Annotated in this window: 25 protein-coding genes; 1 reads left to right on the forward strand and 24 read right to left on the reverse strand. The window is 65.3% G+C overall.

The window, feature by feature from the left end; all coding sequences use genetic code 11:
* The first annotated feature begins 627 nt into the window (after positions 1-627).
* Complete coding sequence (locus GDJ08_RS03295; protein ID WP_153164277.1) at positions 628-1293, forward strand: SOS response-associated peptidase; 666 nt, start codon at positions 628-630, stop codon at positions 1291-1293.
* Between the two features lie 4 nt (positions 1294-1297).
* Here GDJ08_RS03295 and GDJ08_RS03300 read toward each other — a convergent pair whose 3' ends face one another.
* The 24 genes from GDJ08_RS03300 to GDJ08_RS03410 form a co-directional block, all read right to left on the reverse strand.
* On the reverse strand, positions 1298-1636 hold the full coding sequence (locus GDJ08_RS03300; RefSeq protein ID WP_153164278.1) for a hypothetical protein: 339 nt from the start codon (positions 1634-1636) through the stop codon (positions 1298-1300).
* Between the two features lies 1 nt (position 1637).
* Positions 1638-6632 (reverse strand): host specificity factor TipJ family phage tail protein, encoded by a 4995-nt coding sequence (locus GDJ08_RS03305; RefSeq protein ID WP_165699753.1) that lies wholly within the window; start codon positions 6630-6632, stop codon positions 1638-1640.
* Complete coding sequence (locus GDJ08_RS03310) at positions 6623-7015, reverse strand: C40 family peptidase (protein ID WP_153164279.1); 393 nt, start codon at positions 7013-7015, stop codon at positions 6623-6625. The genes GDJ08_RS03305 and GDJ08_RS03310 overlap by 10 nt, the downstream gene beginning before the upstream one ends.
* Positions 7015-7476, reverse strand: a complete 462-nt coding sequence (locus GDJ08_RS03315; RefSeq protein ID WP_153164280.1) for a DUF1833 family protein — start codon at positions 7474-7476, stop codon at positions 7015-7017. Before GDJ08_RS03315 ends, GDJ08_RS03310 begins: the two co-directional genes overlap by 1 nt.
* The gene (locus tag GDJ08_RS03320; protein WP_153164281.1) at positions 7473-7829 is read right to left on the reverse strand and encodes a hypothetical protein; all 357 of its coding nucleotides are present in this window, start codon (positions 7827-7829) and stop codon (positions 7473-7475) included. The genes GDJ08_RS03315 and GDJ08_RS03320 overlap by 4 nt, the downstream gene beginning before the upstream one ends.
* Positions 7826-10801, reverse strand: coding sequence for a phage tail length tape measure family protein (locus GDJ08_RS03325; protein ID WP_153164282.1), 2976 nt, complete (start codon positions 10799-10801; stop codon positions 7826-7828). The genes GDJ08_RS03320 and GDJ08_RS03325 overlap by 4 nt, the downstream gene beginning before the upstream one ends.
* 180 nt (positions 10802-10981) lie before the next feature.
* Positions 10982-11407, reverse strand: a complete 426-nt coding sequence (locus GDJ08_RS03330; RefSeq protein ID WP_153164283.1) for a hypothetical protein — start codon at positions 11405-11407, stop codon at positions 10982-10984.
* The gene (locus tag GDJ08_RS03335; RefSeq protein ID WP_153164284.1) at positions 11404-12147 is read right to left on the reverse strand and encodes a phage tail tube protein; all 744 of its coding nucleotides are present in this window, start codon (positions 12145-12147) and stop codon (positions 11404-11406) included. The genes GDJ08_RS03330 and GDJ08_RS03335 overlap by 4 nt, the downstream gene beginning before the upstream one ends.
* A gap of 34 nt (positions 12148-12181) precedes the next feature.
* Complete coding sequence (locus GDJ08_RS03340; RefSeq protein WP_153164285.1) at positions 12182-12628, reverse strand: hypothetical protein; 447 nt, start codon at positions 12626-12628, stop codon at positions 12182-12184.
* Positions 12621-12950 carry a head-tail joining protein gene (locus GDJ08_RS03345; RefSeq protein WP_153164286.1) on the reverse strand — a complete coding sequence of 110 codons (330 nt, stop codon included), beginning with the start codon at positions 12948-12950 and terminating at the stop codon, positions 12621-12623. Before GDJ08_RS03345 ends, GDJ08_RS03340 begins: the two co-directional genes overlap by 8 nt.
* Complete coding sequence (locus GDJ08_RS03350; RefSeq protein WP_153164287.1) at positions 12947-13714, reverse strand: hypothetical protein; 768 nt, start codon at positions 13712-13714, stop codon at positions 12947-12949. The genes GDJ08_RS03345 and GDJ08_RS03350 overlap by 4 nt, the downstream gene beginning before the upstream one ends.
* On the reverse strand, positions 13711-14007 hold the full coding sequence (locus tag GDJ08_RS03355; RefSeq protein WP_153164288.1) for a hypothetical protein: 297 nt from the start codon (positions 14005-14007) through the stop codon (positions 13711-13713). The genes GDJ08_RS03350 and GDJ08_RS03355 overlap by 4 nt, the downstream gene beginning before the upstream one ends.
* Positions 13983-14429 carry a hypothetical protein gene (locus GDJ08_RS03360; protein WP_153164289.1) on the reverse strand — a complete coding sequence of 149 codons (447 nt, stop codon included), beginning with the start codon at positions 14427-14429 and terminating at the stop codon, positions 13983-13985. The genes GDJ08_RS03355 and GDJ08_RS03360 overlap by 25 nt, the downstream gene beginning before the upstream one ends.
* Positions 14426-15301 carry a lysozyme family protein gene (locus tag GDJ08_RS03365; protein WP_153164290.1) on the reverse strand — a complete coding sequence of 292 codons (876 nt, stop codon included), beginning with the start codon at positions 15299-15301 and terminating at the stop codon, positions 14426-14428. Before GDJ08_RS03365 ends, GDJ08_RS03360 begins: the two co-directional genes overlap by 4 nt.
* Positions 15298-15660 carry a hypothetical protein gene (locus tag GDJ08_RS03370; protein ID WP_153164291.1) on the reverse strand — a complete coding sequence of 121 codons (363 nt, stop codon included), beginning with the start codon at positions 15658-15660 and terminating at the stop codon, positions 15298-15300. Before GDJ08_RS03370 ends, GDJ08_RS03365 begins: the two co-directional genes overlap by 4 nt.
* Positions 15657-15953, reverse strand: coding sequence for a hypothetical protein (locus tag GDJ08_RS03375; RefSeq protein WP_153164292.1), 297 nt, complete (start codon positions 15951-15953; stop codon positions 15657-15659). The genes GDJ08_RS03370 and GDJ08_RS03375 overlap by 4 nt, the downstream gene beginning before the upstream one ends.
* 76 nt (positions 15954-16029) lie before the next feature.
* Positions 16030-16383, reverse strand: coding sequence for a DUF2190 family protein (locus GDJ08_RS03380; protein ID WP_153164293.1), 354 nt, complete (start codon positions 16381-16383; stop codon positions 16030-16032).
* Positions 16384-16436: 53 nt separating this feature from the next.
* Positions 16437-18674 (reverse strand): ClpP-like prohead protease/major capsid protein fusion protein, encoded by a 2238-nt coding sequence (locus GDJ08_RS03385; protein ID WP_153164294.1) that lies wholly within the window; start codon positions 18672-18674, stop codon positions 16437-16439.
* A complete protein-coding gene (locus GDJ08_RS03390; protein WP_153164295.1) occupies positions 18674-20302 on the reverse strand; it encodes a phage portal protein in 1629 nt (542 codons plus the stop codon). The genes GDJ08_RS03385 and GDJ08_RS03390 overlap by 1 nt, the downstream gene beginning before the upstream one ends.
* Positions 20295-20516 carry a hypothetical protein gene (locus GDJ08_RS19975; protein WP_165699754.1) on the reverse strand — a complete coding sequence of 74 codons (222 nt, stop codon included), beginning with the start codon at positions 20514-20516 and terminating at the stop codon, positions 20295-20297. The genes GDJ08_RS03390 and GDJ08_RS19975 overlap by 8 nt, the downstream gene beginning before the upstream one ends.
* A gap of 57 nt (positions 20517-20573) precedes the next feature.
* Positions 20574-20885, reverse strand: coding sequence for a hypothetical protein (locus GDJ08_RS03395; protein WP_153164296.1), 312 nt, complete (start codon positions 20883-20885; stop codon positions 20574-20576).
* A gap of 7 nt (positions 20886-20892) precedes the next feature.
* Positions 20893-22803, reverse strand: a complete 1911-nt coding sequence (locus GDJ08_RS03400) for a phage terminase large subunit family protein (protein ID WP_153164297.1) — start codon at positions 22801-22803, stop codon at positions 20893-20895.
* Positions 22800-23417 carry a hypothetical protein gene (locus GDJ08_RS03405; RefSeq protein ID WP_153164298.1) on the reverse strand — a complete coding sequence of 206 codons (618 nt, stop codon included), beginning with the start codon at positions 23415-23417 and terminating at the stop codon, positions 22800-22802. The genes GDJ08_RS03400 and GDJ08_RS03405 overlap by 4 nt, the downstream gene beginning before the upstream one ends.
* Positions 23418-23753: 336 nt before the next feature.
* Entirely contained in the window at positions 23754-26165 is a 2412-nt protein-coding gene (locus GDJ08_RS03410; RefSeq protein WP_153164299.1) for a DUF5906 domain-containing protein, read from the reverse strand.
* Positions 26166-26188 lie beyond the last annotated feature (23 nt).

Here is a 26188-nt window from a genome sequence, read left to right on the forward strand (position 1 = left end):
GGTCAGCTTTAGGGCGGGCAGCGCTACAGCCAATCGGCGCTCCCGAGCGCAGGAACCACCGTTCAGCTTCATATCGCCGGGAGCGCCAGCGTTTGCCGGGCATGTGGCAACCAGCGTCGCCACAGCCTCGCGGAGCGGGACACCTCGCAGAATCCTGGCGGCACACCACCGTTCGGCATAGCGACGCCCTTGGGCAACACTGGCCGCCCTCACCTTCTTGTCCTGCCAGAGCTTCCGGGCCGCAAGCACCACCATGACGCCGTCAACATCCGGCGCCACGCTGGCGACTTCCCGACCGCACCACCACAAACCCCAGCGATCGCCTTGCCGCACCCACCCTACGGGACGTGGGGGGCTCATGTAGCCGGAGGTGGGTACGGGTGGACGCATGGCCGAAGGATACGCCTAGGCGTCGCAAGGATTGCGACTAGTGCCGACGTGGCGCTGCTCAGGCGCCCCGGGTTGAGCGGCCAATGGCCCCGGGTCCGGCAGGGATAGAATCCGCCGCCACAGTCCGGACGGCCATTGGGGAACCGCCCTTCGGCGCGTCGGGCACGGCCGGCCCAGCCGGTCAGGGTGTAGGCCGCGCGAAGGTAATCCGAGCCGGCAGGGAGTATCGTCCGGGCCATGTGTGGCCGATTCGTCCAGATCCCCATCCGCGACGCTGACGCGAGGCTGTTCCCCCAGCTCGTCGGCGACCTGCTGTCCATGCCGGCCAGCTACAACCTGGCCCCAACCCAGCGCGCATCAGTGATCCTTGACCGCGGCACCGGCCTGCAGCTCACCAGGCTGTCGTGGGGGCTCCTGCCCTTCTGGGCTAAGGCCAAGAAGCTCCAGGGCTCCACGATCAATGCCCGGATCGAGACCGTCGCGGAGAAGCCGGCGTTCCGCGCGGCGTTCAAGAAGCGGCGGTGCCTTATACCGATGGCCGGCTACTACGAGTGGTCGGTCAACGAAGACGACGGGAAGAAGGATCCGTGGTTCATCCACGCGGCCACCCCGCTCTGGGCCGCCGGCCTCTGGGAAGACACCAGCCCCCTCCTGGACCCGGACAACCTCGGCACCTTCACCGTGATCACCGGCGACAGCAGCGGCGTGTCGGCGGACATCCACGACCGCATGCCGGTGTGGCTGGACCCCGGCCAGGCCGAAGAGTGGATCGCGGCCGACGCCGATTCGGCGATGGCGATGCTTCTGGCCAGCCAGCTGCCGGCGATGGAGGCCTATCGCGTGAGCCGCGCGGTGAACACGCCCCGCAACAACCGCGAGGATCTGCTCGCGGCCGTGGCCTGAGCGGCTACAGGGGCGGCGGGAGCGCCGGCGGCGCGCTCGCCTCGAACACCGCGTCGGTCGCCGCCTTGATCATGGCCATGAGCTTCCACCCGGGCTCCACGGTTTCCTCGCCGGTGACCGGGTGCTTGACGGTGTAGTCCCTCGCCAGCAGCTCGCTGATCTTTGCCGGCAGCACACCGAGGAAGGTGCGCTCCAGGGGCGTGCCGTCGGACTGCGTGGTGAGCTTCTCGAAATGGAAAGTCACCGGTCCATCGTTCGTGTACGGGTTCCAGTCGATCCCGATTCGAGGCGCGATCGCCTCCACCTTCGTGCCGAACTGCTCATTCTCGCTGATTACTGCCACGTCAAGCCTCCGTACTGATCAAGGACAGCTCCTGGGAGCCGATGTGGAAGTTGCTGCCGTTGGCCTCGGCCAAGGTGATCGGCCACAGGCCTGCAGCGCCGCTGAGCAGCACCCGATAGGCGAACGTCCCGGTCCCCGGCAAGCCATCGGTGAACGTGACGCTGCCGCCGAGGGACGCCTCGTAGCTGTAGCGCCCCCACAGGTCGTCGTAGTGGACAGACGTCTGTCCGCCAACCGGCATCGACGTGAGGGTCTGCCATTCGCCGCCGTTGTAGCTGCGCTGCAGCGTCATGATCACGCTGTTGGCGACCACGCCTGGCGTACCCGAATCCAGGTAGCCGGAGTTGTAGTACGCCAGGCTGAAGACCACGGTCTTGGGCCCGCCACCGGTGCCAAACGGCGGCGACTCCACCGACGCGGTCGTAGAGACGGCCGTCGAGCGGTAGGCGTTGCGCCGGATGCCGGCCGAGAGGGAGCCGCCGAAGTAGCCGTTGCCCTTGTTGTCTACCCAGAACAGCCCGTTTGCCTTGCTGCAGGCCGCCACGTTCGAGCCCACGCCGATCCAGAACAGAAGATCACCAGAGGTGCCGAATGGCTTGCCGTGCGCCAGCATGTAGCCACCCGACCGGGTGAGCCACCGCCCGCCTTCGTACGTGCTGCTGCCGGTATTGTTCGGGTCCACGATCCCGAAGACGTCGGCCACGAAGTCGATGCGGCCGATGGTGCCGTTGTTCACCGAGGTCATGCCGATGGCTTGGCCGTTGACGTTGAGCGCCCAGGTGTACGATGCCTGCAGCTGGCTCTGGCCGTTTTCCAGAGTCGTGGCGCGAACCTCCAAGGCCTGCGTGGCCGACGCGGTGCCGCCGACGGTTACCTCGTCGCTCCACACCGTCGGAACTGCACCCAATTCCAGCTTCAGCCGTCGGAACGACGATACGGCGTCGGTGACCTCGCAGATGATGCCCACCAGCAGACGGGTGGTGCCGGCAGGCACGTCGATCGTGCAGCTGTACCTGGTCCAGACACCCAGCTTGGTCGGGTCCGACATCGCCGTAACCGAACCGATCAGCCCGTCGCTGTTGTACGCGCTAAGCACCAACCGGGCATTGCCCTGCAGCCCGTTACGGAAGATCTCCCCGGACAGCGTGTGGCGCCCGGGCGTAATGGGGCCCGTGATGAACTGGTAGGAGGTGTCGTTGCTGGCGGTGGCGAGGATCGCCGCGAACGGTCCGAAGCTGGCGTCAGAGTACGCCCCACCACTCGCCGGAGTGGTCCACGATGCGAAGCCGCTGCGCCACGTCGGGTTGGCGATCATGTTGGGATTGGCAGCGGTGGACGCTTTCACCTGCGTGATAGCGGTGCTGTTCGCGCTGACCGCGCCCTCGAGCTGCTGAACCTCGCTGCTGAGCAGCTGCAGCGCATCCGCAGACGCCTTCCCCGCCAACGCCGCATTGGTGTCGAGGAGACTCTGGCCCAGAGCGTTGTCGCGCCCCACGCTGGCCAGCTCAACGTTGTTCACCCGTGCGTTGCTGGCCTTGCCGTCCAGTGCCGCGCTGGTGGTATCCAGACGCTGCGCCAGCGCCTCGTCCACTTCCGCCAGCGCCCGAATCTCGCTGGCCACCTGCGCCGCGCTGGCCGCGGCGCCACCATCCCCGGGCAACTTGGCCACGACCGCATCGATGCGTCCCGCCTGCGCCGAGATGTCGGAGGCGTTCTGCGTGGACATGCTGATGGACGCCGCCAATGCGTCCCCCACCGAGGTGTAGTCACCGATCGCCCGCCACGTGGCCGGATCCGTGCCCGGCTCAACGCCGGTGTTGTCCACCAGCGCCTGGTACAAGGTGCCGGCGTGACGCACGAAGTCGCCCTTCGGATAGGTGCCGGCGGCTGTCCATTCGTCAGCCCCGACGATGTCCTCGAGGATGCCGTTCAGCGCGGCCACCTGGGTGTCGGTGTACTGGCGTGCGTCGCTCACAGCCTTGTTGATGGCCGCCACGTCCCCGGCCAAGCGATCGATGATCTCCTGGCCGATGCGCTGGTTCGCCCGTTCGGCCTCTTCCCAGGTCTCCTGCATCTGCTCGCCGAGGTTCCGCCCCAGCTGCCTGGAAACCACACGCATGCCGGTCGACAGCTCGCCGGCGGTGTTGCGCGAGCGGCAAGCGAAGGTCCAGGCGCCCGACGCCGGTACGACCGCCTCGAACGGCACCGTGTGGTAGCCGCCCTCGCCGATGGGCGTCATGGCCGTCCAGTCCGGCTGCGCCACCGTACCCGGCAGGTAGCGCACCTCCACGCCGGCGAAGTCGGGCGACTGGATGGACTCGGACAAGAACCCCCAGGTGTACATGCGGACACCCCCCGACATCTCGTCAACGTCGAAGAAGTCGACCAGCTGCGGCGGCACGTCGGCGCCGGCGGTGATGTAGGTCACCGAAGCCGAAACACCCACCTGCCCGTCCGGACTGAAGGGCCGCACCAACACCGTGTACTGGTCAGCGCGGCTGATGCGCCACGTGGCGGTCCGAGTGGCCGTCTGGGCCACTTCGGACAGCACCCCATCGCTCCCGGCCGCCAGGATGACCACGTTGCCCACCGGGCCGCTGATGCCAAAGGTGACGGTCAGCTCGGTGAACACGGTGTCGCCCTGCACCACCTGCTGCTCGGTCACGGCCAGGCCGCTGGCGATGGGCCGGCTGATGATCGGGTTCGTGTTGGCCGGCGGGGTGTACTCGCCCGTGAGCACGTAGGTCCAGAACTCCGGCGGCTCCGGCACCACAGAGACCTTGGCGCCCTTGAGATCGCTCTCCGGCTCGATCGCGGTTACGCGCACCCGATAGCCCGGGGTCTGCTTGAAATCGTAGATCCAGATGGTGTCGTGGGCAGGATTTCCCGCAGCGGCACCGGGCAACGGGGCATCCGCCGGCCAGACCCCGGTCAGGCGCAGCGTGTCGCTGGTGCCGGTGAACGGCTGGACAGCGAACACCCGGTACACCCGCTCGCCCGGGATGCGCAGGCCGATCCATGCGTTGCTCCCGGTCGGGGCGGGAACCGGCTCGTCAAGCTGCAGGGTGACCACTCCACCTTCCACGCTCGCCGCAACCAGCCGGCCACCACAGCCCCATTGCGTCAGGTCGTGCTGCAGCGCAAGCACCGACAGACGGCGGTAGCTCAGGTGCTCGATGTCGGTGCTGTAGCTGATGTCCTTGTACTGGAACAGCGACTGCGCCAGGTGGTAGCGCGCCATGCGTGCGGCGTGCGCCTCGTTGGTGATGCCCTCGCCCTGCACCGTCGCGGGGTTGAGCATGGTGGTCACGCCCGGCGCGGCGACGCGCAGTGTTTTCGTGGTCCAGTCGGTGGCATCGTAGTAGCTGTACTCGATCCCATCGGCGGCGTTGGCCAGGGTGTAGCCCACCTGGAACTGGCCTTTCTTGATCGTGGCCATGTTGACCACGCCAGACAGCGGCTGCTCGGCACCGGCCCATACGACCGACAGCCGGCCACCCGCCCAGCTGATCTGGCCGAAGCCAGCGAGTGCCACGGCGTTCAGCGCGTCGTCGTGGTTGCGCACGTCTTTGAGGTAGTGGGCGTAGCCATAGGCGTTGTCCTGACAGAACAGCATGAACGCCTTGAGCGCCTCGATGTCGATCTGAACATCGTCCAGTCCGATGCCCCCGATCAGCTTGCCGTCCTCATCGCGGAATCCACGGGCGTAGGCCAGGATCAGCGCGCCGCAGTTGTTGGTTTCCTGGGTGACCCAGCCGCCGGCCGTCCACACCGGTACCGGCACGCAGTGCGCCACGCAGCGGATCTCATCCGGCTGGCCGTTTAGTTGACCGGTCGCCTTGATGCGGATGCCGATGCGCGAGATCCCCGCGTAGTTGGCGGTGTCCCTCTGGATGCTGGTCAGCGTGGACCAGGTGAAGTCGCTGGTGGCGCCGCTGCCATCGGTGTTGCGGCCGGCAATGCGCACCCGCACGTCATACTGGCCCTCGTGCACGTCCAGCGAGTAGCTGCGGCGCTGCTGCTTCTGCGAGCGGCTGGTGATGGCGTAGGAGCCAAACGCCATCCAGTTGGTAGCGCCCACAACCCTGTACTGAACCTCGATGGTCTCCTGGTTGTCCTTGGGCTTTCCCTTGCTGGTGACGTCGAACAACATGAAGTCCACGTCCACCTTCAGGCGGATGGTGTTCGTGCTGCTCGTCCGCTGCACCCACGCGCTGGGAACACCCTTCTCCGCCTCCAGTGCACCACCGGTGATGGTGTCGGCATTGCTGTACAGCGGGATGTCCTCGCTGGGCATGCCGGAGAAGCCGTTGTGCCAGACCGTCGCCCCCTCGTAGGAGGACAACAGCGCGTCGCCGTTGTGCAGCGCCTCCACCCTGCCCACGTTGATCCCCGGCGTCAGAACGAACGCCATGTACTGGTCGTCCGCCTCGTACCACGTGTACGGGTTGCTGGCCACGTCAGGCGCGATGCGCAAGGGTCCACCGAGTAGCAGCGGCAACGGCTCGTAGGGGCGCGGCTGATTCCGAGCAGCACCAAGCGTGTAGACCGCGCTGGCGTCGCTTACGCTGGGCTTCGGGCGCTTCGGCCCCAGCACCTTGTTGATCAGCAAAGAGCCAACGGCGTAAACCGCCGCCTGTGCCAAACCCGCAACAGCGGCGCCGTACCCAGCCGCCAGAATCGCTGTACCCACGCCAGCCGTGAAGATGGTCAGCGCGACCAGCGCGACGATCATCAGCGCGGCCTTCTTCACCACACCGCGCACTTCGATCACGGCTCCGCCCTTCGGTCGCACGCGATCCATCACCTCGTGCGGCACCAGAACGCCGTTGATTCGCACCTCCCACAGGTCGCCGTCGTAGTCCGGCACGGTGCGGGCAAGGAAAGCGCCCAGGCGCTCGCCCACCAGCAGCTCGGCGGCCACGGTGCGCTGCCCCTCCAGCGTCACCGGATGCGGGGTGACGATCAGTGGCGTGGTGGCGTTCATCAGACCCATCGGTAATACCCCTCAATCCTCAAGCCGAAATCCGGCAAGTCACGAACGCGGTGCAGCACGCTGCAACCGTTTTTCTCGTTGGAGTGCAGCACCCAGCCTTCGTGGGCCAGATGGAAGTAGACGCCGGCATGGCCAGGACGCCTCATGCCGTGGTCGGTCATCAGCACCAGGTCGCCATCGCTCGGCGCCGGCACCGCGGTGCCGTACGGTCTGGACAGCTCGCCAATCACCGCCTGCCCGGCCGCGCCACGCGGGCGGCCGCTGGGCAGCTGCACCGCTCGGCCGAACAGCTGCTGCTGGACCAGCACCACAAAATCGGCGCAGTCGCAGGCATCCTCGGAATACGGCACCCCCACCAACGCCTCAATCTCCGCCAACCGCATCAGAAGATCCCCGGCAAGGTGAACGGGTTGGCGCGCAGACGCACGGCTTGCTGCCGCATCAGGTAGTCAACGCCGCACTGCGCCGTAGCGGTGGCGCCACTGACGACCACCTGGGTGACCGGCAAGTAGAAGTCCCTCTCGTACACGTTGGGCTGGGCACGATCGCTGACCATCAGCCGCGCCATCATCAGCTCGTTTGGGCCGAGCGACTCCAGGTCCTCGGAGATACCCCGGCCGACGTTGTCCAGCACGAGCTGCGCGCGCGGCGACTGGCCGCGTGTGTCGTCGGGCAACTTGAAACTGAAAGGCACGCCCAAGTAGACGACGCCCTGGCTGACCCAGTCCTGCGTATCGTTGACGATCCGAAGCGGACCAGGCAACGACGGCGCTGCGACGGTCAGGAACAGGAGCGTTCCACTGGTGTCGGTGACGCGCTGCTTACGTTCCGTGAAGGTGCTCATCGAATGTACTCCATGACCACCGCGCGGCGGCTGTCGTAGGCGCTGTCATCCACCGGACTGAGGTCGCCAACCTTTCCTTCCTCGAACCTCACGGTCAGAAGCTTCCCGTTTCGCGGGTTGCGCACCTCGAACCATCCGATGCAGCGGATATCGTCCAGATACCAGTCGATAAATGAATCGGCCGCGTCGGAGTTGGCGAAGTAAAGGGTAGCGTTGAACTTGCACAGAACCTGAGTGTTCAGCAGTCGCTGCTTCGCGACTCCACGTTCCATTGGCGTACGCTCAACCGAGGCGGAAATACTCTCTGCCAACCCCTCCATCTGCATCAGGGTGCCTGCGGGTAGTGCGCTCAAGTGCTTTCCCTCCAGCCGTACCGAGCGACACCGGCTTGGCCGACCGCCCCACCATTGGCCACGTCGTCGGCAACGGCGCTGATGACCAAGCGCAGCATTTGGTCGCCATCGGCTCCCTTGCCCATGCTGGCATCGTCCACCTTGGCAGGCGGACCGTTGTTCACGATCTCCACGCGCACGCGCCCTGCGCCGGTTCGGCCGGAGTCATACGCAGCCGTCTGCCGGCGGTTCAGCACGCGCTCGCCGGTCTGCAGGATCGCAGTGCGCTCATCCGATCGCAGACCGAAGCCCCCGCCAGTGTGGAAGCGCGGCGCGTTGCCGAAGACCAGAGGGCCGACCGGCAGGTGCACACGGGTCCCACCGCCGTTGCCGACCTTGCCACCCGTGTGGAACTTGCTAACGCTTACACCGGCGCCGGCGGCGGCGCCGCCTCCACCCCCGAAGATGCCCCCGCCGGACGTACTGAAGAGGGATTGGACCACTCGTAAGGCGGCCTCCTGAGCAAGCATGCGGGCCACGCCGCTGACGAAGCTCTTCACCATGTCGTTGAACGCGTCCTTGAAACCTTTCGCACCAGTGGATAGATCCGCCAGGAAGTCCCCGAAGGCGCCGGCGGTCGTGTCCTGCACCTTCTGCCTCCACACGTTCTGAGACTGAACCACCTGGGCAATCTGTTCGTCGAGCTCCCGCAAACCATCCAACGCGGCTACCTGCTGGGGAGATCCCTTTGTGTACGCAGACATCGCCTCAACCGCGGTGGCACGAAGCTCCCGCATATCGGCCAGCGCTTTGGCGCGTGCAGCGGCAAGCAGCCTCTCGCCCTCGCCGTAGCCCAGCATGCCGGCACTCACCTGCGCACCAACGCTACTCTCGGTGGATTTCAGGGTTGATGTGATCCGCTCCAGCGCCCCGCGTAGCTCTTCACTCTTTGCCTTTGCGACCAGGCGATCGATCAGGCTCGTCACCAACGCCTGGCCAGTGGCGTCCCCCTCCGCGCGCAGCCGTGCAAACAGTTCAGCGTACTGCGCCTCCAGCTGGGCGCGCTGGCTGGCGCCGGTGTTCCCGTCCAACTCCTGAAGCCGCGCAGTGACCTGAGCCAGCGAGGCTGCCAGCGTCTTTTCTGCCTTGGCCTGCTCCGTGGCCGCCGCGACGCCCAGCTCCCCACGATCCCGCTGCAACTTGACGATCTGCTCCTCCAGCCGCCGACGCCCTTCTGAGTCCTTGGTCGCGGCCTGCTCTGCACGGGCCTGGTCCAGCTGTAGGTCGATGGTCTTGAGCTGGAGCGCTGTTCGCTTGCTGAAGTAGCTTTCGATGGAGATGGCGTTCTCGGCGTACAGCTTGTCCAGCTCAGCCAGGGCACGACGCGCCGTATCGAGCAGCAGCTCGTTGGAACGCGCCATCGCCTTGGCAGCGCCACCGACAGCGCCCGCTGTCGATTCTGCCTGGGCGGCCACCGTCTCGTCGGCAATCTCCCCCGCCAGCTTCTCAATCTGCTTACCCCAGTCCTCGAGCTGCTGCTTAGCCTGATCCGCCTGCGCCTGCGCACGTTGGTAGTTGGTGGCCGCAGCCAACCCAGCGCCATCGCCTCGGTCGCCGCCGCGAGCGTAGGGCGACATGGTGTCTTGCAGGCGAGCCATGCGCTCCGCAACAATCGCTTGGGCCGCCTTCAAGGTCTCTTGTGCCTGAGTGCGCTTCGCCCGCGCCTCGGCCAGAGCTTCACCCTTGCTGACCTTGGCCATCTCTGCGTTGAGACGTAGCGCTTCCGCGTGCGCCTCCGCTGCAGCTGTCGCCTGTTCGGTACGCTGGTAAAGGTAGTAGAGCGCAGTAGAGAGAGCTGTAATCGCTAGCGTGATGGGACCGCCCATCGTTGCGAAGGCGGCGCGCAGGCCAGCGGCGGATGCTGTCGCAGCCACCATGCCTGCGCGAAGGCTCGTCAGCCATACAATGAGAGCCTGCACTCCCGCGATGGCCAGAGGCACGGCTCGTGCCGCTAAGGCCGTGCCAACTGCCACCACAAGCACATCAATGTTTCGGGCAAGCAAGGCCGCCACTTCGATCAGAACACGCATTGCCCTCGCGCCATCCTGGGCGATGAATTGCGCGAATGCGCCCACCAGCTCCAGTACCGAACGGGAGAGGTCTGCGAACGCCAGCTTCACTTCCGGTCCGGACAGGGACCGCACCAGCTCGTTCAACCCTGAAGTTGCGGAAGCCAGGCCAGCCCCGCTGGATCCATCGAGAAGGTCGCGAAGCGCATTCCCAATTGCCGTGATCGCGCCCCCGAAGGTATCCCGAGCAGACGCGGCAGCACCCGCGTAGCTTTCAGACATCGCGTCCAGCACGATGGCTTGCGCTGCGCCAATGCGTCCGCTGGCCTCAAGGACTTTCATCTGCTCCCGTTGCTGCTCGGTGAACTTGAACCCCTGCTTGGTCAGCGCAGTGACGCCTTGAGACGGCTTGTCCAGCGCCTTGCCGACAGTCTCTGCGGACTGTTCTACGCTCTCGCCCAGCCGCACCGACTGATCGATGGCCGTCTGCAGCGCACGCGGGAAGACTTCACCGACAATTCCCGTGTACGACAGCAGGCGCGTCTGCGCGCGCACGATGTCGCCGGCCGCAAGCGTCGTGGTCGACGCCATGCTGCTGGCCATGTCCAGCAGCTGCTGCTGACTATAGCCAGCCTGCTGCCCGGTGGACTTCAGCACCGCCTGAAGCTGGGCCAGCTCGTCGGCGGCCTCGCGGGTCTCGGTAATGATGGAGGTGAAGACGCTCCCCACCGTGACGCCAGCGAACAACCCTCCAATCAAGTTCCGAAGGTTCGTGAAGCCTTCGGTTACCCCGCTCAGGTCAACAGCTTTCGCGGCCTCGTTGCGGAACTTGGACACCTCCTGACGCACCAACGCCAGACCCTGCTTGATGTCGTTAATGTCCGCCGAGATGCGAACGCGCAAGTTGGGGTCGTTGCCTGCCATATCAGTCCACCAGTGTCTTCATGTACGCCTGGAACTCGGAGTTGTCGTGCTGCGCTACGCGCAGGTTCATCAGCTCGTCGGCCAAGCCCCGGCGCCTGGCTCGCTCCGCCGCCTCAGTAAACGCAGCAACCTGGGCGAGGGTGTACTGCCGGATCTCGCTGAAGCTGTGGCCGTGCTCGATCAGGAGCTGAACGGTGTCCGCCCAGCCCCACGCACCGCCGCCAGCAGGCCTCCCAGGAGCGGAGCGATCCGCTGAATAAAAAAATCCCGGTTGACCTCAACCACCTTCAGCGCCAGGGCAATGAAGTCGGCCGGGTCGGCGCCCTCTATGTAGCCACGCGGCTTGCCCGCACACAGCGCCGTGGCTTCAAACAGCGCCGGCGCGTGGTCAACCACCAGCTCCATCACCAGATCGGAGGTAATCTCGATGCCCGCTGCGTCGGCGGGGTTGGTGTCCAGGCTCGCCAGTACCGGACGCAGGAGGCGTACCAGCTGCGGAATGACTCCAACCGACACCGGCAGGATGGTCAGGACGTCGCCCCGGAAGCGGACGTCGGCGCCGGCCGGGGCCAGCACCTCCAGAGCGTCGGTAGCGACTTGGGTCACGCCACCACCTCCTGCTCTACGCTGAAGTACTTGGACAGGCCGGCCCCCTTACTCGTGTCGGAGAGCAGCGCGCCCGTGACCTCGCCGGCGCCGTACTCGTCACCGATAAGGCCCAGCTGCGCCATCACGCCACCGCTGACCTTATGGGCACGCACGCGCACCGGCTTACCGCTCTGCGCTTCGTTCAAACCGTGGAACAGCAGCTCGTACTGCTTGGACGAGTTGACCAGAGCCTGCACCACCGCAGTAGCCGGGCTGGCATAGCTCACACTGATGTTCGGCACACCGCCCTCGACATCCGGCGCCCCGCTGTCGGCGGGGATGTACAAGCCGCCGTCCTGGAAGATGTAGTCCACACCTTCCTGCAGCGCCTCGGTACCGGCCTTCACCGAGGTGATGCTGATGGCAATCCGCTTCAGCGGAAGGAAGCCCGCCTTGTAGGCGACGGCCGGCTCATCCACCACGTTGCCACTGACAACATTCTGGACCGTGCCACGCAGCGCCGTGGCGAAGTTCGACGGCGCGAAGTCGTGAAACGTATAGGCCACCTCCACGCCGGTAAGCCGATCCACCCGGTTGCGCTCGCCGCCGCCGGGCTGGGTGTGGTCGGCCAGGGTAATCGTGTTGGTCTGGGGACTGAAGGTCAGCGCGGACACGTTGCCCACTTCCACGAAGGGCGCCGCAGCACCGTACTCGCGAATGAAGAGCTTGCCGCTGCCCAGGTAGCTATGGTCTTTCATGGGGTGTTTCTCCAGGTAGTGCCGCTGGGCGGCGTCAACGAATGGGGATGTTGCTGGTGTAGATCAGGAGTGCGCCCACCCAGTCCTCGCCAGGGGGGGCGCGCAGTGGCTCCATGCTTTGGAACACCGGCGCGCTGTAGCCTCGCGGCCACGCGGACTGGCGATCGGTCAAGGCCGTCTCGATGTCATCGAGGACGTCGTCGAGCCGCTCTTCTGCCGCGGCACGCGCACGGCGCTTGACGATCAGCCCAACGGTAGTCAGGCGGTGAGTGCGCTCAACGGCACCACTGCCCGCGCGCTCCTGCCGCTGGATGTAGATCGCCAGGCCTTCTTCCACGAGCGATGGATCCAGCTGCGACGGCTCCAGGCTGACGGCCAGGCCGATATCGGTACGCCAACCTCCGTCCTTCTGGATCGCCCGCAGGTTGGCGCCAAACCCTTCCAGCAGCTGGCGGCGCGGGCTTGTGATGTGCTCAGACACGGCTCACCGCCCTGCGGATCATCGATCCGTCATCGTTGAGCAGTTCACCCACCCGGTAGCGGTCACCGTCCACATCCAGGATGCCGCCCATCTCCGGCACCACCTGGGCGCGCTGGAAGCGAACGGTGATGCTGTCAGCTGCGACAGGCATCGGGTCGTCGCCCCAGCCTTGAACGCCCCGGTCAATCATCACATCGCACGCCACTCCAGCGCCCTGTGGGGCCGCCGGCGCGAAGTACAGCGCGGCATCGGCCAGCCCCGCCCCTTTGAAGGAGCCAACCACAGCGGCGTCGAATGCAGCAAGAAATGCTTTCTGACTCATCCACGCCCCCGGTACTTGGAAGTCTCAATGGCCTTGGCCAGCTCGCGGTTGAAGTGGAACGGCATCAATCTGTTCCAAGTCCGCTGGGCAAGGCCAAAGATGTTGAAGCGGGGCTGGTAGGCGGCCCCACGGGTGAAGATGAAGATGCTGCGCACCGCTGATCCGAAGGCGGTGGTTATGCGCTCATAGATACCCGGCCGGAGCTTTCCTCGAGGGGTTTGCATCGCGAAATACTCGCCACCCCGGCGGCGCTTGTTGCGACGCCGAGCGGTGCTCTTCTCTGTCTGATTCTGGTACTTGTCCTGTCGGGCACCCAGTTGGGAAAGGATCTGGCTTACCTGGCGCGGGCGAACATTGCCGTTCTGGTCCAGGTCGGCACCGTCGCCGGCCACGGCGAACATGCCTGCCGGCATTGCACCCTTCTGCTGCAGCAGCACCTCGAAGCCCTTCTTACGACGCGTACCACCCTCCACTTGAGGCAGCAGGTACTTCGCTGGGGGATTGCCGCCGGATGCCTCGTCGCGCAAGTACACGTCTGCATAGAGGCGGTCTTTCGTCGCCTTTCGGTACTGCGCAGCGTTCTGCGTCATCCGAGTGGGTCGGTCGAACACGCGTCCGGAGGCATCCTGCCACTGCTTGCGAACCTCGAAAGCCGTCGCGTTGCACGCCTGCACAATCGCGAACGGCAGGTTCTGCCGCTCCAGCTGGTCAAACTGGCGGCCCAGCATGTTGTCCGCATCAACGGAAATCTTGATGCTACTCACGGCTTGACCTCAGCGCCTTGGATAGCGCGTACCTGCTCGGCCCGTCCATTGAGACGCTCTATGACCGCCCGGCGTTGCGCGGCAACATCGAAGCACTGCGCGATCGGACCTTCCGGCACAGCCTCGGTGCGGGTGAGCGCGGCGGGGATCGTCACGTATACGCGTCGCTCCACCACGACAGGTTCAGGGGCCACGGCGCACTGCACCGGGCTTGCGCTGGGCTTTGTCAGTCCACAGGCAGCAGGCAGAGCAGCGAGCGCCACGATGCTCAGTAGCCGGAGAATGCTGGGCATGATGCCTCCACTTCGGTCAGGGCCAGCGCACAGCGCGTCTCACGCGCTTGGCCGGCATAGCGATCCATGAACTGCTTCAGCGTCCGATTGGCGTCCGCTTCACGGGCCTCGGCCGCAGCTACCGCGCTGTCGCTCTGCTGCTTGAGCGTGGCCGCCTGCTTCTGCGCCAACGTTAGCTCGGCCTGCAGCACGGCCACAGCGCGGCCGTAGCCGGCATTGGCTGACACCAGCTCCGCCACGCGCGTGGTGGCGCCCTCCCTCTGGGCAGCACAGGCAGCGCCAGCGCCCGCATAGGTGGCGACCGAAGCGCGGGCATTGGCGCGCACAACGACAAGGGAGACGGACAGCGCGACCACGGCCAGGGCAAGAACCCCGATGACCCACCAGAGCGGCTTCACTGCGACCACCGAGGGCAGCTTCATCGCGCACGCTCCGTCAAGCCGGCTTCATCCTCACGACGACCACAAAGCCCTGCCTCCAGATTGGTGCCGCGCCACAGTCGGCACATCTGACGAATCTGGCGCGCGATGCAATGCACGTCCGTGCCGGGCAGGCACACATCGCGGATTGCGCGCATTTCCGCACGTGCCGGCCCGGTCATCGACGCACCGCGGTTGTAGACCAGGGAGACCAGCGCACCGCGGGCATCAGCGGGCAGCGCATCGAACCCGTCGGCACCGAACGCTCGTCGCGCACCGGAGTGATACCGAGGGAGCGAGGCCACGCCGAACACATCACTTGCCAGCCCGAACGGAACGCGCACGTCGCGGAGATCACGCACCACCGGTTGCGCGGCAAGCCCGGTAATGCCAGCGGTCGCTTGCAGGCGGGACGCCGCTCCCAGGGCGGACCAGTCCACCCCGATCTGCTGCCGCGTCTGGTGGCCACCGTCATAGCCGACGCCCCACGTCACACCTGACGCGCCACCCGGCCAGATGGGCGACTCATAGCGCCGCGTGTACAGCGCTTGGCTGCCCACCTCCCAGCGGATGATCAGCGCAACAGCAGCCGGGGAGATGACCGACGCCTGGGCAGTGCTGGCCGCCGGTGGCATCACCTCCTGTACCACCTCCTGAAGCGCCACGACCACTGGCATCACTGCCGCCGAGGTGGACTCGTGGGCTGATGCAACCGCGGGGGCAGCGGCGTCAGTCACCTCTGCACGCACCTCGGCGAAGGCTGCCGCCGGCGCGGCGACCGGGACCGAGGCCGGGATGGGTGCGGCCACCGGGACCTGACCGCACGCCGTGAGCGCGACGACCAGCAGGGCGAGAAGAAGGCGGCGACGACTCATCGGGCGATCCAGAAGAAGGCGACGAACAGCCCGACCAGGCAGAGCCACTCAGCACGATCCAGCAACAGCACCCGCCACGCCGACGCATCGCCGCGGCAGGCTGCATCGTGAAGACGCTGCTCGTCCTTTTCGTTGAGGTCGAACAGATAGGTGCGTTTGAACAGCCAAGCAGCCGCGCATGCGGTCGCGAGGTACGCGGCGGAGATCGGCAACTGCAGCAGCTGCGCCAATACGTCCGCACCGACGGTGCGGTCCAGCGCGCCCAGCAGAATCCAGCCGAGCAGCGCCAGGAAGACCAGCGCCGGCAGCCATACGATGAATTCCTGCCAGCGGCTGAAGAACGAGAGGATGCGATTCATGGTGTTTTCTGCGCCTGTTCCACGGTGTTGAGACGACGTTCCAGCTCGGCAATCCGCCAGATCACCCCGTTATCCAGCTTCGCGTTGACCACCTGCACGTCGCTGGTTACCTGCTGGAGCCCCTTGCCCTGCTCTGCCTGAATGCTGCGGATGTCGTTGAGCATCCAGCTCACCACGCTGCCGGCGACCGTCAGCACGAAGGGCAGCGCGAAGATGGCGACCTTGAGCGCCACAGAGGCAAACTTGCCGTTCATGGCCCGGTCGAGCTGGGCGTTTGCATCAGTGCTGCTCATCGATCCCCCTGTGTTCGTGAAAGCACCACCACCGCACACGCCACCCGGGCATATGTGTGCGGTGGTGGGCTGGTTCTTACGCCTTGACCGTGCCCACACCCGGCAGCAGCTTGGCCACAACGGTGGTTTCATTCACGCCGGCGGCACCGATGGCGATCGCGCAGTTCTCCAGATCGCCGACGTCGGCGCCGGCGACGATGAACTGGCCGCCCTGCACGTCCCAGTGCAGCTTCGCGCCACCGGGGACGACGGCAGCGGCGAGCTTCGGGAAGGTGAAAGCCCGCTCGATCTGGACCGCAACCAGGTCGCCGAGCTTGGCATCGGTAACCGGCACCGCCAGCGACGATCCATAGATGAACGGGACGCCCGACTTCACGTCGGCCGGGGCCGGGATGGTGATCGTGTCACCGCTGCTATGTGCGTTCTTCATGACTCTGCTCCGTATTCAAGGGAAGACACGGACCGCAGTCCGTGCCCTGGGGATTACTGGCCGGGGTTCATGAAGAGGCCGCGGTAGTCGATGGCCTTGGCACCGAAGATGTGGCGGCACTTCACCTGCAGGCCGTCGACTTCGAAGCCCTGCTTGGTTTCGGTGAACACGCCCTCGTGGCCTTCGAGATAGCCGTACTCGATGGTGTCAATCACGCCCGGCTCGGCGGCGCCGTACCAGGCGGTTTCGCTGCCGTCATGCAGGCGCGGCTCCACGATGGGCGTCAGCGTCACACCCGTGACATTCAGGTCGGCACCCTTGCCCGCGATGATCGCAGCGCTGGTCACCTTGAGCGCCACCTCTTCCAGGCCCGGCGGTACGATGAGGAACTTCGGACGCACGCTGATGTAGCGGCCATCCAAACCCTTCTGCAGGGTCATCTTCTCCCGCATCTTCGACAGCGGGTTGGGCTTGCTCCGATCCAGCGCGTCGGCCAGTGCAGCGGCAGCGCCGAGATTGCCGTGGGCAGCGTGGAACAGCGCCTTGCCGTCAGCCATATTCGGGTTGCCGGTCAGGATTGCGTAGACCAGGTCCGACTCCAGATCGGCAGCACTCGCACCGAAGGCGAACGGAATGCGGCTGAGCGCATCCAGATCATCGTTGACGATGGTTTCCCACGTGAGGGCAACGATCCGGCCGTACTTCTGGACCGCGTACTTCTCTGCGCCTTCACCGATGGTGCCCTGCTCGTACTCGCCCCCCTCCGGGACGCGCTTCAGCGACGGCGCGCCGCTCAGCTGCCCACGGGTGATTTCCTTGAAGTCCGGCAGGGTGGCCTGGCGGCTGAAAGCCACGAAGGTGCGCTGGGTACCCTCGTAGCCGGCGCGCAGGCTGCGGTTGACGACGTTGCCCAGGATCGCCGGGAAGTCGCTGGTGGACTGCAGCGCTTTGACCGCGATCTCCTGCTTGGACATCCCCTTCGGGCTGTGACCCGCACGAGCCAGCGCGTCACGCGCCATATCCTGCAGGTCCATGCCACGGAAGTTGGCGGCCGGACCGTCCAGCTTGTGCGCGGCCGGGTTGGTACGGTGCATCAGCGCGGCGATCGCACCGTCGCGGTAGGTCTTCGTTTCGTCCTCGCTGAGCTGGCCCACCGGGGCGGAGGACGGCGCACCGGCCGCCGAGGGCGTGGCAGTGCCCAGGAACGCCAGCAACTTGGTGCCGACCGCCTCGACGGTCAGATCGGTGTCGTCTTCGCAGTCGCGCTGCAGGGTAGCCAGGGCAGCCTGGTTCAGATCGGCGCGGTTCTGGAACGGCGCGAACTGCGCACGGATGGCCTCGCGGCGAGCCGCCAGTGCCTGCTTCTGTTCGGGGGTGAGCATGGTGTTGTCTCCGGAGGGATTACCGGCATCCGCCGGCGGGGTGTTCGCGGCCGGTTCGGCCGGCGGATTCGATGTGTCGTGGGGCGCATGGGCGGCGCTTGCCGCCCGCGCGATGACCGAGGCACGCGGTGCCCGCAGTGCGGCGGCGAACGACAGGTTGGCGTACTTCGCCGAGGCGCCACGCGCGGTGACACGCTGCGCCAGGGAAGCGGCAAAGGCGCGGGCCTGCTCATCCGGGTCGGCCTCTTCCTGGGCGTCGGAGTCCACCGCATCGGCGAAACCGGCCGCTACGGCTTCTTCGCCGGTGTAGTAGTGATCTTCGCCGTCCTGCAGTAGCCCAAGGATCTCCTCCTTGGACTTGCCCGACTTCTTTACGTACGCGTCGGCCATCGAGGCGCTGAACGTATCGAGTACATCGGCGTACTGGCGCAGCTCTTTGGCGTTCCCATACACGCCTCCCCACGGCGCGTGAATCATCAAGATCGACGTGGCCGGCATGCTCACGGTGTCGCCGGCCATTGCAATCAGCGACGCACTGGACATTGCCACACCGTCGACGGTGACCGCCTTGGCCGCCTTGTGCCGCTTGAGAGCGTTGTAGATTGCCAAGCCGTCAGCAACGCTACCGCCGTAGCTGTTGATGCGCACATTGATGGTCGCGACCGTGCTGTCGAGGTCATTGAGCTGCTGGGCCACGGACTGCGCGGTAACCGATTCGGTCCACCAGCACTCACCGATGTCACCGTAGATCAGCAGCTCGTAGACACCGTCGGATTCGGCAACGGGCTGAAGCCGCATCAGCGGCTCAATCTTCGGACGCGCCGGCGCGTCGCGCGGCCCTGCCTGCGGAACAGTGGAAACGAATGCCTGGGATGCCAGGATGGCGCTGGAGAGCGGCGAGGTTTTCATCAGGGGTGGTCTCCGGTACTGGTCGGGCGGGAGCGCGATGCGCGCTGCCGCTGGTTTCCGTTCTCTTCACGGCGGCCGGTATCGTCGGCATCCGGATATGTCGCCTCGCCCGTCCGGGCTTGAGTGACACCCGCACCGCTGGTGTAGCGGGCATCGCTGTCGAACACCAAGCCGAGCTCTTCGGCCAGCTTCCGCTCGCGCGAGATTTCCTCGTAGGTGTCCTGCACGCGGCCGCCGCGCTCGGCAATGCCCTGCGTCACGGACTGCCAGCCACCGCGGGCCAGCTTCATGAGGCCGTCAGCCTCACGACCGGGATCGATCCACGGCATCTTTGGGCCACGGAAGTTCGCCTGGGCGACGGTCTCCGGCCGGATGTGCGCCGGCACCTTCAGCTGTCCAGAGGCGATGGCCATCTGTACGAATCGCTCCCAGATCGGCTGCACGAAACGGGACACGAACTGGCCGGTCATCATCCGGTACCCGTCGAATGCCTCCACCAGCTCCTGACGTTGGGCGCTGTAAGTGCCGTCGTAGTCCCCGGACATACTGGAGTAGCTGAGCTGGATGGCGCGCGACACGGCGCGCATCATCGCCATCCGGAAACGCTCCAGGGCAGTGTTCGGGCGGTTCGGGTTGATCATCTCAATCGATTCACCCGGCAGCGTCTCAGTGAAGATGGCGCCCGCCTCCAGCAGAAAGTCCCGCTCTTCGGGCAGTTGCGGCTGGCCATCCGCCGTCTGCAACGGCGCGAACTCCATGTCCTTGTCACGCTTGATGTAAGCGGCAATACGAGCAGCGATCCGGGCGGCAACACGCTCGGATTCCTCGTAGTCCTTAATATCGATCAGGCGATCGATGGCACTGGCAAACAGGCTGATACCGCGCAGGCCAGATAGGCGCTTGCGAACCGCGAGATGCAGGAAGCGCTGAGCCGGCACAGACTTCAGCGCTTCGATACTGCTCCAGCCGCCATTGCCGGGGTGGTTCTTGTAGACCATGAACGCAATGGGCTGCCCCCATTCATTGCGCTGGATGCCGGCGCTGATGCGCTTTTCGGCATCGTCGTACTCCAGCGGCACTACGTCGGCTTCCAACAGCTCGATGGACAGCGGCACCGCCGTCGCATGGGTGATGTACTTTGCTGCCCCTTCCACCAACTGAGTGAACTGCTCACCGTCGCGCAGCCAGCTGCGGCAGGCAAGCTCCTGGCACTGCACCCAGCTCATCGTCCGGGTCACGTCCGGCGAGACACACCACTGACGCCAGAGGTTCAGCAGCTGCCGCGAGAAGTCATCGTCGATGTTGTCATAGTTGCTTCCGGCCCGGCCGTCGCGCGGCGTCGGCTCAATGCTGATACCTGACGAACCGACGATATTGCGAACCAGAGTACTGAGCGCACCATCGACCAGGTCGTAGTTGCGCTCCAGATCACGGACTGTTGCGCGCACGGTTGCAGCGTCGCGGACGACCATCCGCTCGCTGGTGCTGTTGTCCCGGCTCTTTCTGCGGCGCTTGGTCGACCGGCCACCTTCATAGGCAGCCATGACCTGGCGCGCAAACATTCGACGTGCGGCATAGCGCGGCGCGAACACCGCAATGCCACGCTCCAGTGCGTTTGGCTTAGCCATTGAAAACCGCCGTCCGGTAGCGAAGGCTGCCGCCGCTACCGCCACGACCGCGCTCTGCCGCGAGCCTGGCCTCGAGCTCTCGGATAGCCTTTCGGATCTCGGCGAGCTCCGCCTCTTGCCTCTGGCGTTGATCAAAGCGCACGCTGAAGCCTGCCGTCAGAATGCGGGCTTCAGCTGCCAGGTAGGCGTCCAGTCGTTGCTGTGTGTTCGACATGGATAGGAAAGATATACATGTCACAGTCCACGGTCATGGCGCGCCGTGGACTTTTTTTCAGTCCGCTGCGGCTTGTCGAGAGGGATGGTGTTTGTAGGCCGCTGACCGGCTGCACCCGTGCTTTCGCATGATTTCCTGAACCGGCAATCCGCGCGCCCAATCCTCCGCCACTGCCGCACCGTTGAACTCTGCCTTGGAACGATATCGAACCCGCTTCCCGGCGAATACGTCCAACTGCACTCTCACCAGCATGTCTGCGATCTGGAGCGCGGCATGCGCAGGAATTCCTGGCTCTGCCGCCCGAATCGAGGCCACGTAGGATTCTCGTAGCTGGTCGAGCAGATCGTCGGCTTTGATGTCTTCTGCCATCGCGACCTCAGTTCGACTCGGCCCAGCCGCCACGGCGGCGAGCCGGCTTGGATGTTCCACGGGAATCCGCAACTGCCGGCTTGGCAGGCACACTCGATGTTTCACGGGAATCCGAATTCGCGACGCTCGCTGCCAGGCGAGCCTCCAGCGCATCCCAGTCCGTTTTGGTGTAGCGATGCAGGCGCACCTCGGAATGGTGCGCGGCGGCATACGCGTAAACCCAGGTATCCAGCGGCTCGTTTCTCACGACGCGTTTCTCAAACCGATTCTTGACCGGGTTGTAGACCTCTGACACAAGGCCGGGATAGAACTCGGACGGCAGCTCTTCACTGAACCGAACAAGCCTTGCTTCCGCTTGCCGTTCAGCATCCGCCGCGAGCCGGCTGTAGAGATAGTGCTTGGCGGCCACCGTGCCTACGTGGTGAATCGTGATACCCCGCTTGTCGGTCTTGTCGTTCCACGTCACATCGGCCAACTTGCCCTTGGAGAGAATCGGTGCGTTGTTGGGAACGGCGCCGAAAATGCACATCACACGCGCTACCTTCCGCTGCCGAACGTAGTTTTTGACGGCTTCAGTGCGGTGCCCGCCTGCGTCGATTGCGACCGCCAAAGTCCGCAGCAAGACACCATCCTCACGTTCTATCGGACGGTTGAGCAGATCGGTAAGCGCCACCCATACCGCCTCTTCCGCAGGGTCTCCCTGCAGCTCGACGTAATCCAGCGTCCAAGCCGTCATTCCCCTGCCCCAGCCGATCATATGGACGGCGAGACGGCCGTCTTGGGTATCCACGCCGACAGTGATAGCAAGAACCCCGCGCGGCGCATGCCGAAGCCTGTACGGCTCGGCGCGGTCGGCGATGACGTTGTGCTTGACCGACCGCATCTTCGGGTCTTCCCACGTCTCGGCCAGTCGGTCGTTGATGAAGGTCTTCAGCGCCGCCGGATCGTTCTGCGCATCGAGCCACTCGCGCACCAGGTCAACCCAGCGCGGGCCCAGCCCGAACTGATAGTAGAGACAGTTGATGTGGTAGCCGCGGATGGGCGAGTCAGGATTTGCAGCGACCCACCGGCCGGCGGCGATCATGTCCGTTTTGTGATGCTCTTCGATGCAGGCGCCGCACTCGCTGCACCCATACCACGCATGCTTGGCGTCGGGCGACCAGTGCAAACCGCTCCACTGCAGGTGCTGGAAATGACCGCAGTGCGGGCAAGGCACGTGGTATCGGCGCTGGTCCGACTTCTCGAACAGCCTGTCGATTCGGCTGAGCCCCGCGATGCCCGGGGTACTGATGTACAGGCGTTTGTATGTGGTGGGGAAAGACGACGTGCGGCCGTCCAGCATCTTGACTGGGTCGTCGCCCGTCAGCAGCACCTGCGGCGCCTCGTCGATTTCGTCCACCACCAGGTTCTTCACGGTCGTGGATTTCAGGCGCTGGGGGCTACCCATGTGCTCGACGTACAACTGCCCGCCGGCGAAGTCTTTAAACGTACGCTGGTTCGAGCTGTCCCGGCTGGCGGTGCTGCTCAGCGCTTTGCGCACCGCCTGGCACACCTCGATCATCGGATTGAGCTTCTGGTTCACCCACTTGTTCATGGATGCCTCGCCCGGCAGCGCGTACATGATCGGCGCAGGGGCGTAGTCCATCCAGTACGCGATAGAGTTGGTTGCCACCTGGCTCTTGCCGAACTGGATGGGGAACTTGCAGGCTTGATCATGGACCGGGCTCCGCGCGGACATGTTGTCCATCGGCTCCCGAAGCGGCGGGTTACGGTCGGTCACCCACCTTCCGGGCTTGCTGCTGCCCTTGCTAGAGAGGCGCATGTGTTCGTCGCACCACTGAGAGACTGTCAGCGGCCGCCGCGGCTGAAGCGCCCGCGCGAGGACGGTAGCCAACCGCTGTGCGACGGACCCGGTCATTCAGCCACCGCAACGGCCGCAACTCTGAAGCCCCGGCTCATCTCTTCCAACGCGTGACTCACCTCATTCCAGACCAGCTCGCGGCAACGCGATTCGTCGGTGGTGGCCGCCAGCTGCGGGGCAAGTGTGTCGGCCATGCGCTCCAGCTCAACTCGGATCGCTGTCGCCGCCTCGGCCAGTACGTGCTCAACCTGGCCTGCGTCAAGCAGCTTGCCCATGCTGACCTCGTAGTCCCTCGCTGCCGCCTTGGCGTCGATCTCAGCCTTGTCTGCCAGCGCCTTGGCCTTTCGCTTCGCGTCGGGTGTCGCTGGTGCGGCGCTGCCCCCGCCACCATCCTGCTCGCCGTCGGCATCCTCCTCATCCCCATCCTCCACGTCCACCGCTCCGCCCAGCGCCGCCCCACGCGCCTGCGCATGTCGGGCCGCGACGGCGGCATAGCTAGGGTCCCTGGTCTGTCCGTACAGCGCCAGGGAGGCGTCGCGCAGGTAGCCCTTTCCTTCGCTCACCGGCACCAGGCGCCCTTTCTTGTTGAGCTCCACGATGTAGGAAGGGCGGCAGCCGATCAGCGCCGCCAGTTCCTTGCCAGATACCGTCACATCGTCCTCAAAAGCCATACAGGTCCACTTCCTTCTTTTCTTTCAAACAGGCAATGACGGAAGAAAACGCGCGCGCGAGCAGCCGTGCGGGATGTGCGGTGTAGCGTGCGGCCGTAGAAATGCTCGAAACCCAAGCGCTGCAAGCGATGTGCGGGACGTGCGGGATGTGCGGGAGCCTATACGCGCGTGGAGTCACCGAGGCGCCGTTGATATGCACATCACTTCGCCCGCGCCCGCGCCCACGTGAGGCAGCTATCCCGCACATCCCGCACACGCCTGCTGCCCGTAGGGCGAACGCCCGCACCATGTCCCGCACTTGTCCCCGCACGTCCCGCACACGAGCGGCCGCAGTGTTCATGCGCGCCCCCTGTAGTCGTTGAACGAAGTGCGGAAGGCTTGCACCTCGTCGCCCAGGAACGTCTGCTCGCTGCGCCCGTCAGTAGTCGCAATGGCCCCCAGCATCAGAAAGCCGTGAGGCCCATGCGTTGTCTGCGCTACCACGTAGCGCTTGCGCGCGCGGTCGGGATGGGTGATCTGGCGCTTGCGCACCAAGGCATTGACGAACTTGGGGTTCGGCGCAGGGCGTACGCCCTCTCTACTGCACCAGACCTTGTAGAGCTCATACCATTCCTTCGAGAGCGCCGGCCGGGGCGTGACGCCAGGGATATCCCCCCCGTACAGCTCATCCAGAAAGCGCTGTGGACTGTCCTGGCTCAAGCCGATCAGCTCCCGCTTGGCGTCAGTCATCGGTGGATTGGTGCCGTTGGAGAAGTCCCCCAGGTCCAGGCGCAGCAGGTAGTCATGCAGCGCGGCGGTGCCGCCGTTGCGGATCTCCGCCATCACTTCTAGATAGAAGTCCTGTGTCAGCTTCTCAGGTGTCCAGATCACGGCGTGGCGGCGGTCATCCTCCTCCAGCACCACAGGCATGGCCTCGTTGGACAGAAACACCAGGTTGGCGTGGTTGTCTTCTTCGTAGGCTTGGATGTTCTTTGGATTGATCCGGATGCGATCGCCGGTGATCAGCGCCTTGAGCTTGTTCTTCAGGTGGTAGACCTCGGTCCGCGCCACCACTTCGTCGGCCAGCAGGAACAGCTTGCGGCTGGCCCAGTCGTTGAACTTGTCTTCCAGTGCCGCTTGGTCCAACACGCGCCCGTAGTCACCGAACAGCTTCATGTACTCGTCGAAGAACATGTTCTTGCCGGTGCCCTGCGGCCCGTGGATCACGATGGTGCTCTTCATCTTGGCGCCGGGGTGCTGCAGCGGGTACGCCAGCCACCTGAGCACCCAGTCGTACAGTGCCTTCTGATTCGCCTCGTTGCCGCACATGTGCCACAGCAGATGCAGCAGCTTGTCGCAGTCGCCCGCCTTTGGCGTGGTGGGCCAGCCCGCAAACAGGTTGCACGTGACCCCTTCCTTCATACCAGAGGGATCGAAGTCCACTTCGCGTACGCGCACGATGGATCGCGCCGGGTGCTCCATCCACGCGCGGTGCAGTTCCCGTCGCACGCAGGCATGCCCCATGTCGCCCAACGCCATCAGCATGTGTTCCTTGCGGTCGAACACCGTTCCCCCCTGCCCGTACACCAGCGCGAACCGCTCCAGCAGTTCTTCGAGCGAGTCGATGGGTTTGAGCGGGGCCAGCCCCTCGCCCCCGGTGGTGGTGATGGAAGGCGCGCGACGTTCGTTTCGAGGCCGCCACGAAAGCTCCGTGATGCGGGCTTCGACCTGGCTGCGCACGACGTGCAGCCCTTCCAGGACGTGCAGGTCGTTGAAGTCGCTGACCTTGCGGCCATGCTCGATGAAGCGTTCGCGGCGGCCCGGCCCATCGCCGAACTCAGGCAGCAGCACCGCGCCGCCAACATCCAGCGCCGCGGCCTCAGCGCCGAGCAACCCGGCATTCACCGCACCGTGCGACATTCCGCAGGTCGGGCAAAGCTCCGGGGCGTCGGCCAGCACCAGGCGCGCTTTGCAGCTGCGACACTTCTGCAGCACGTCATCGTCACCACAGACCAGGACTTTGGCCGTGCGGTAGCGCTTTGCCAGGGTCGCAGTGACGGACATCAGGTTGCCGGCGTCGAACGCAACAGCTACCGGGTAGCCGGTGGCCATGTGCAGCGTAGCCGCTGTCGCGTAACCCTCTGCCACCAGCAGAATCCACTGGGGCGTGCCGCCGATCAGGTGGAAATGGCCCTTCTTGGCGAGGCCCGCCGGCCAGAATTCTTTGGCAGGCTTTCCCGCTGCCTGCGCCTGCTTAGGGCTGCGCAGCACCTGCAGGCCATGCACCGATCCGTTCACATCCAGCAGCGGCACCAAGGCAACGCCGCTTCGACCATAGCGAAGGCCGAAGGCCTGAACCGCCTTGTCTGCCAGGTAGTCGGCGTCGCCGTCGGGAAGCGCCTTGTTCCATGCGTCGCTGGCCCGGGCTGCGGCCCGCTTCTGCTGTTCCTTTCGCGCGGCGTCGGCGCGCTTGCGGTCATCTGCCAGCCGTCGTTTGAGCGCTTCGCGCTGCTCGTGGCTGAAGGTACTGTCGCGCTTGCGCAGTTCTACCTTCTGAGCGCCATTGTCGTTGCCGTGCCACACACCGAACGTGCCCACGACTAGTTGGTCGCCGCTCCCCGTGTTGAGCTCATGCAGCACATACCAACCGCGCCGCTCGCGCGACCCTTCCACCCTGCAGCGGACCATGCGCCCGCTAACGTCCAAGCTGTCGAGGATCAGGCCAGCATCGGTGAGCTGGCCCAGCACGTCATCATAATTGGCCGACATTCAGTAAGTTCCCGTGCTGCTGT

Origin of the sequence: Stenotrophomonas nematodicola (assembly GCF_009467805.1) — a bacterium.
Taxonomy (GTDB): domain Bacteria; phylum Pseudomonadota; class Gammaproteobacteria; order Xanthomonadales; family Xanthomonadaceae; genus Stenotrophomonas; species Stenotrophomonas nematodicola.

What these genes read in the sequence shown, in the direction of transcription:
- GDJ08_RS03295 (WP_153164277.1), top strand. Translation starts at nt 628, where the DNA reads ATGTGTGGCCGATTCGTCCAGATCCCCATCCGCGACGCTGACGCGAGG.
- GDJ08_RS03305 (WP_165699753.1), bottom strand. Translation starts at nt 6,632, where the DNA reads ATGGGTCTGATGAACGCCACCACGCCACTGATCGTCACCCCGCATCCG.
- GDJ08_RS03310 (WP_153164279.1), bottom strand. Translation starts at nt 7,015, where the DNA reads ATGCGGTTGGCGGAGATTGAGGCGTTGGTGGGGGTGCCGTATTCCGAG.
- GDJ08_RS03315 (WP_153164280.1), bottom strand. Translation starts at nt 7,476, where the DNA reads ATGAGCACCTTCACGGAACGTAAGCAGCGCGTCACCGACACCAGTGGA.
- GDJ08_RS03325 (WP_153164282.1), bottom strand. Translation starts at nt 10,801, where the DNA reads ATGGCAGGCAACGACCCCAACTTGCGCGTTCGCATCTCGGCGGACATT.
- GDJ08_RS03335 (WP_153164284.1), bottom strand. Translation starts at nt 12,147, where the DNA reads ATGAAAGACCATAGCTACCTGGGCAGCGGCAAGCTCTTCATTCGCGAG.
- GDJ08_RS03345 (WP_153164286.1), bottom strand. Translation starts at nt 12,950, where the DNA reads ATGAGTCAGAAAGCATTTCTTGCTGCATTCGACGCCGCTGTGGTTGGC.
- GDJ08_RS03355 (WP_153164288.1), bottom strand. Translation starts at nt 14,007, where the DNA reads ATGCCCAGCATTCTCCGGCTACTGAGCATCGTGGCGCTCGCTGCTCTG.
- GDJ08_RS03360 (WP_153164289.1), bottom strand. Translation starts at nt 14,429, where the DNA reads ATGAAGCTGCCCTCGGTGGTCGCAGTGAAGCCGCTCTGGTGGGTCATC.
- GDJ08_RS03365 (WP_153164290.1), bottom strand. Translation starts at nt 15,301, where the DNA reads ATGAGTCGTCGCCGCCTTCTTCTCGCCCTGCTGGTCGTCGCGCTCACG.
- GDJ08_RS03370 (WP_153164291.1), bottom strand. Translation starts at nt 15,660, where the DNA reads ATGAATCGCATCCTCTCGTTCTTCAGCCGCTGGCAGGAATTCATCGTA.
- GDJ08_RS03375 (WP_153164292.1), bottom strand. Translation starts at nt 15,953, where the DNA reads ATGAGCAGCACTGATGCAAACGCCCAGCTCGACCGGGCCATGAACGGC.
- GDJ08_RS03380 (WP_153164293.1), bottom strand. Translation starts at nt 16,383, where the DNA reads ATGAAGAACGCACATAGCAGCGGTGACACGATCACCATCCCGGCCCCG.
- GDJ08_RS03385 (WP_153164294.1), bottom strand. Translation starts at nt 18,674, where the DNA reads ATGAAAACCTCGCCGCTCTCCAGCGCCATCCTGGCATCCCAGGCATTC.
- GDJ08_RS03390 (WP_153164295.1), bottom strand. Translation starts at nt 20,302, where the DNA reads ATGGCTAAGCCAAACGCACTGGAGCGTGGCATTGCGGTGTTCGCGCCG.
- GDJ08_RS19975 (WP_165699754.1), bottom strand. Translation starts at nt 20,516, where the DNA reads ATGTCGAACACACAGCAACGACTGGACGCCTACCTGGCAGCTGAAGCC.
- GDJ08_RS03395 (WP_153164296.1), bottom strand. Translation starts at nt 20,885, where the DNA reads ATGGCAGAAGACATCAAAGCCGACGATCTGCTCGACCAGCTACGAGAA.
- GDJ08_RS03400 (WP_153164297.1), bottom strand. Translation starts at nt 22,803, where the DNA reads ATGACCGGGTCCGTCGCACAGCGGTTGGCTACCGTCCTCGCGCGGGCG.
- GDJ08_RS03405 (WP_153164298.1), bottom strand. Translation starts at nt 23,417, where the DNA reads ATGGCTTTTGAGGACGATGTGACGGTATCTGGCAAGGAACTGGCGGCG.
- GDJ08_RS03410 (WP_153164299.1), bottom strand. Translation starts at nt 26,165, where the DNA reads ATGTCGGCCAATTATGATGACGTGCTGGGCCAGCTCACCGATGCTGGC.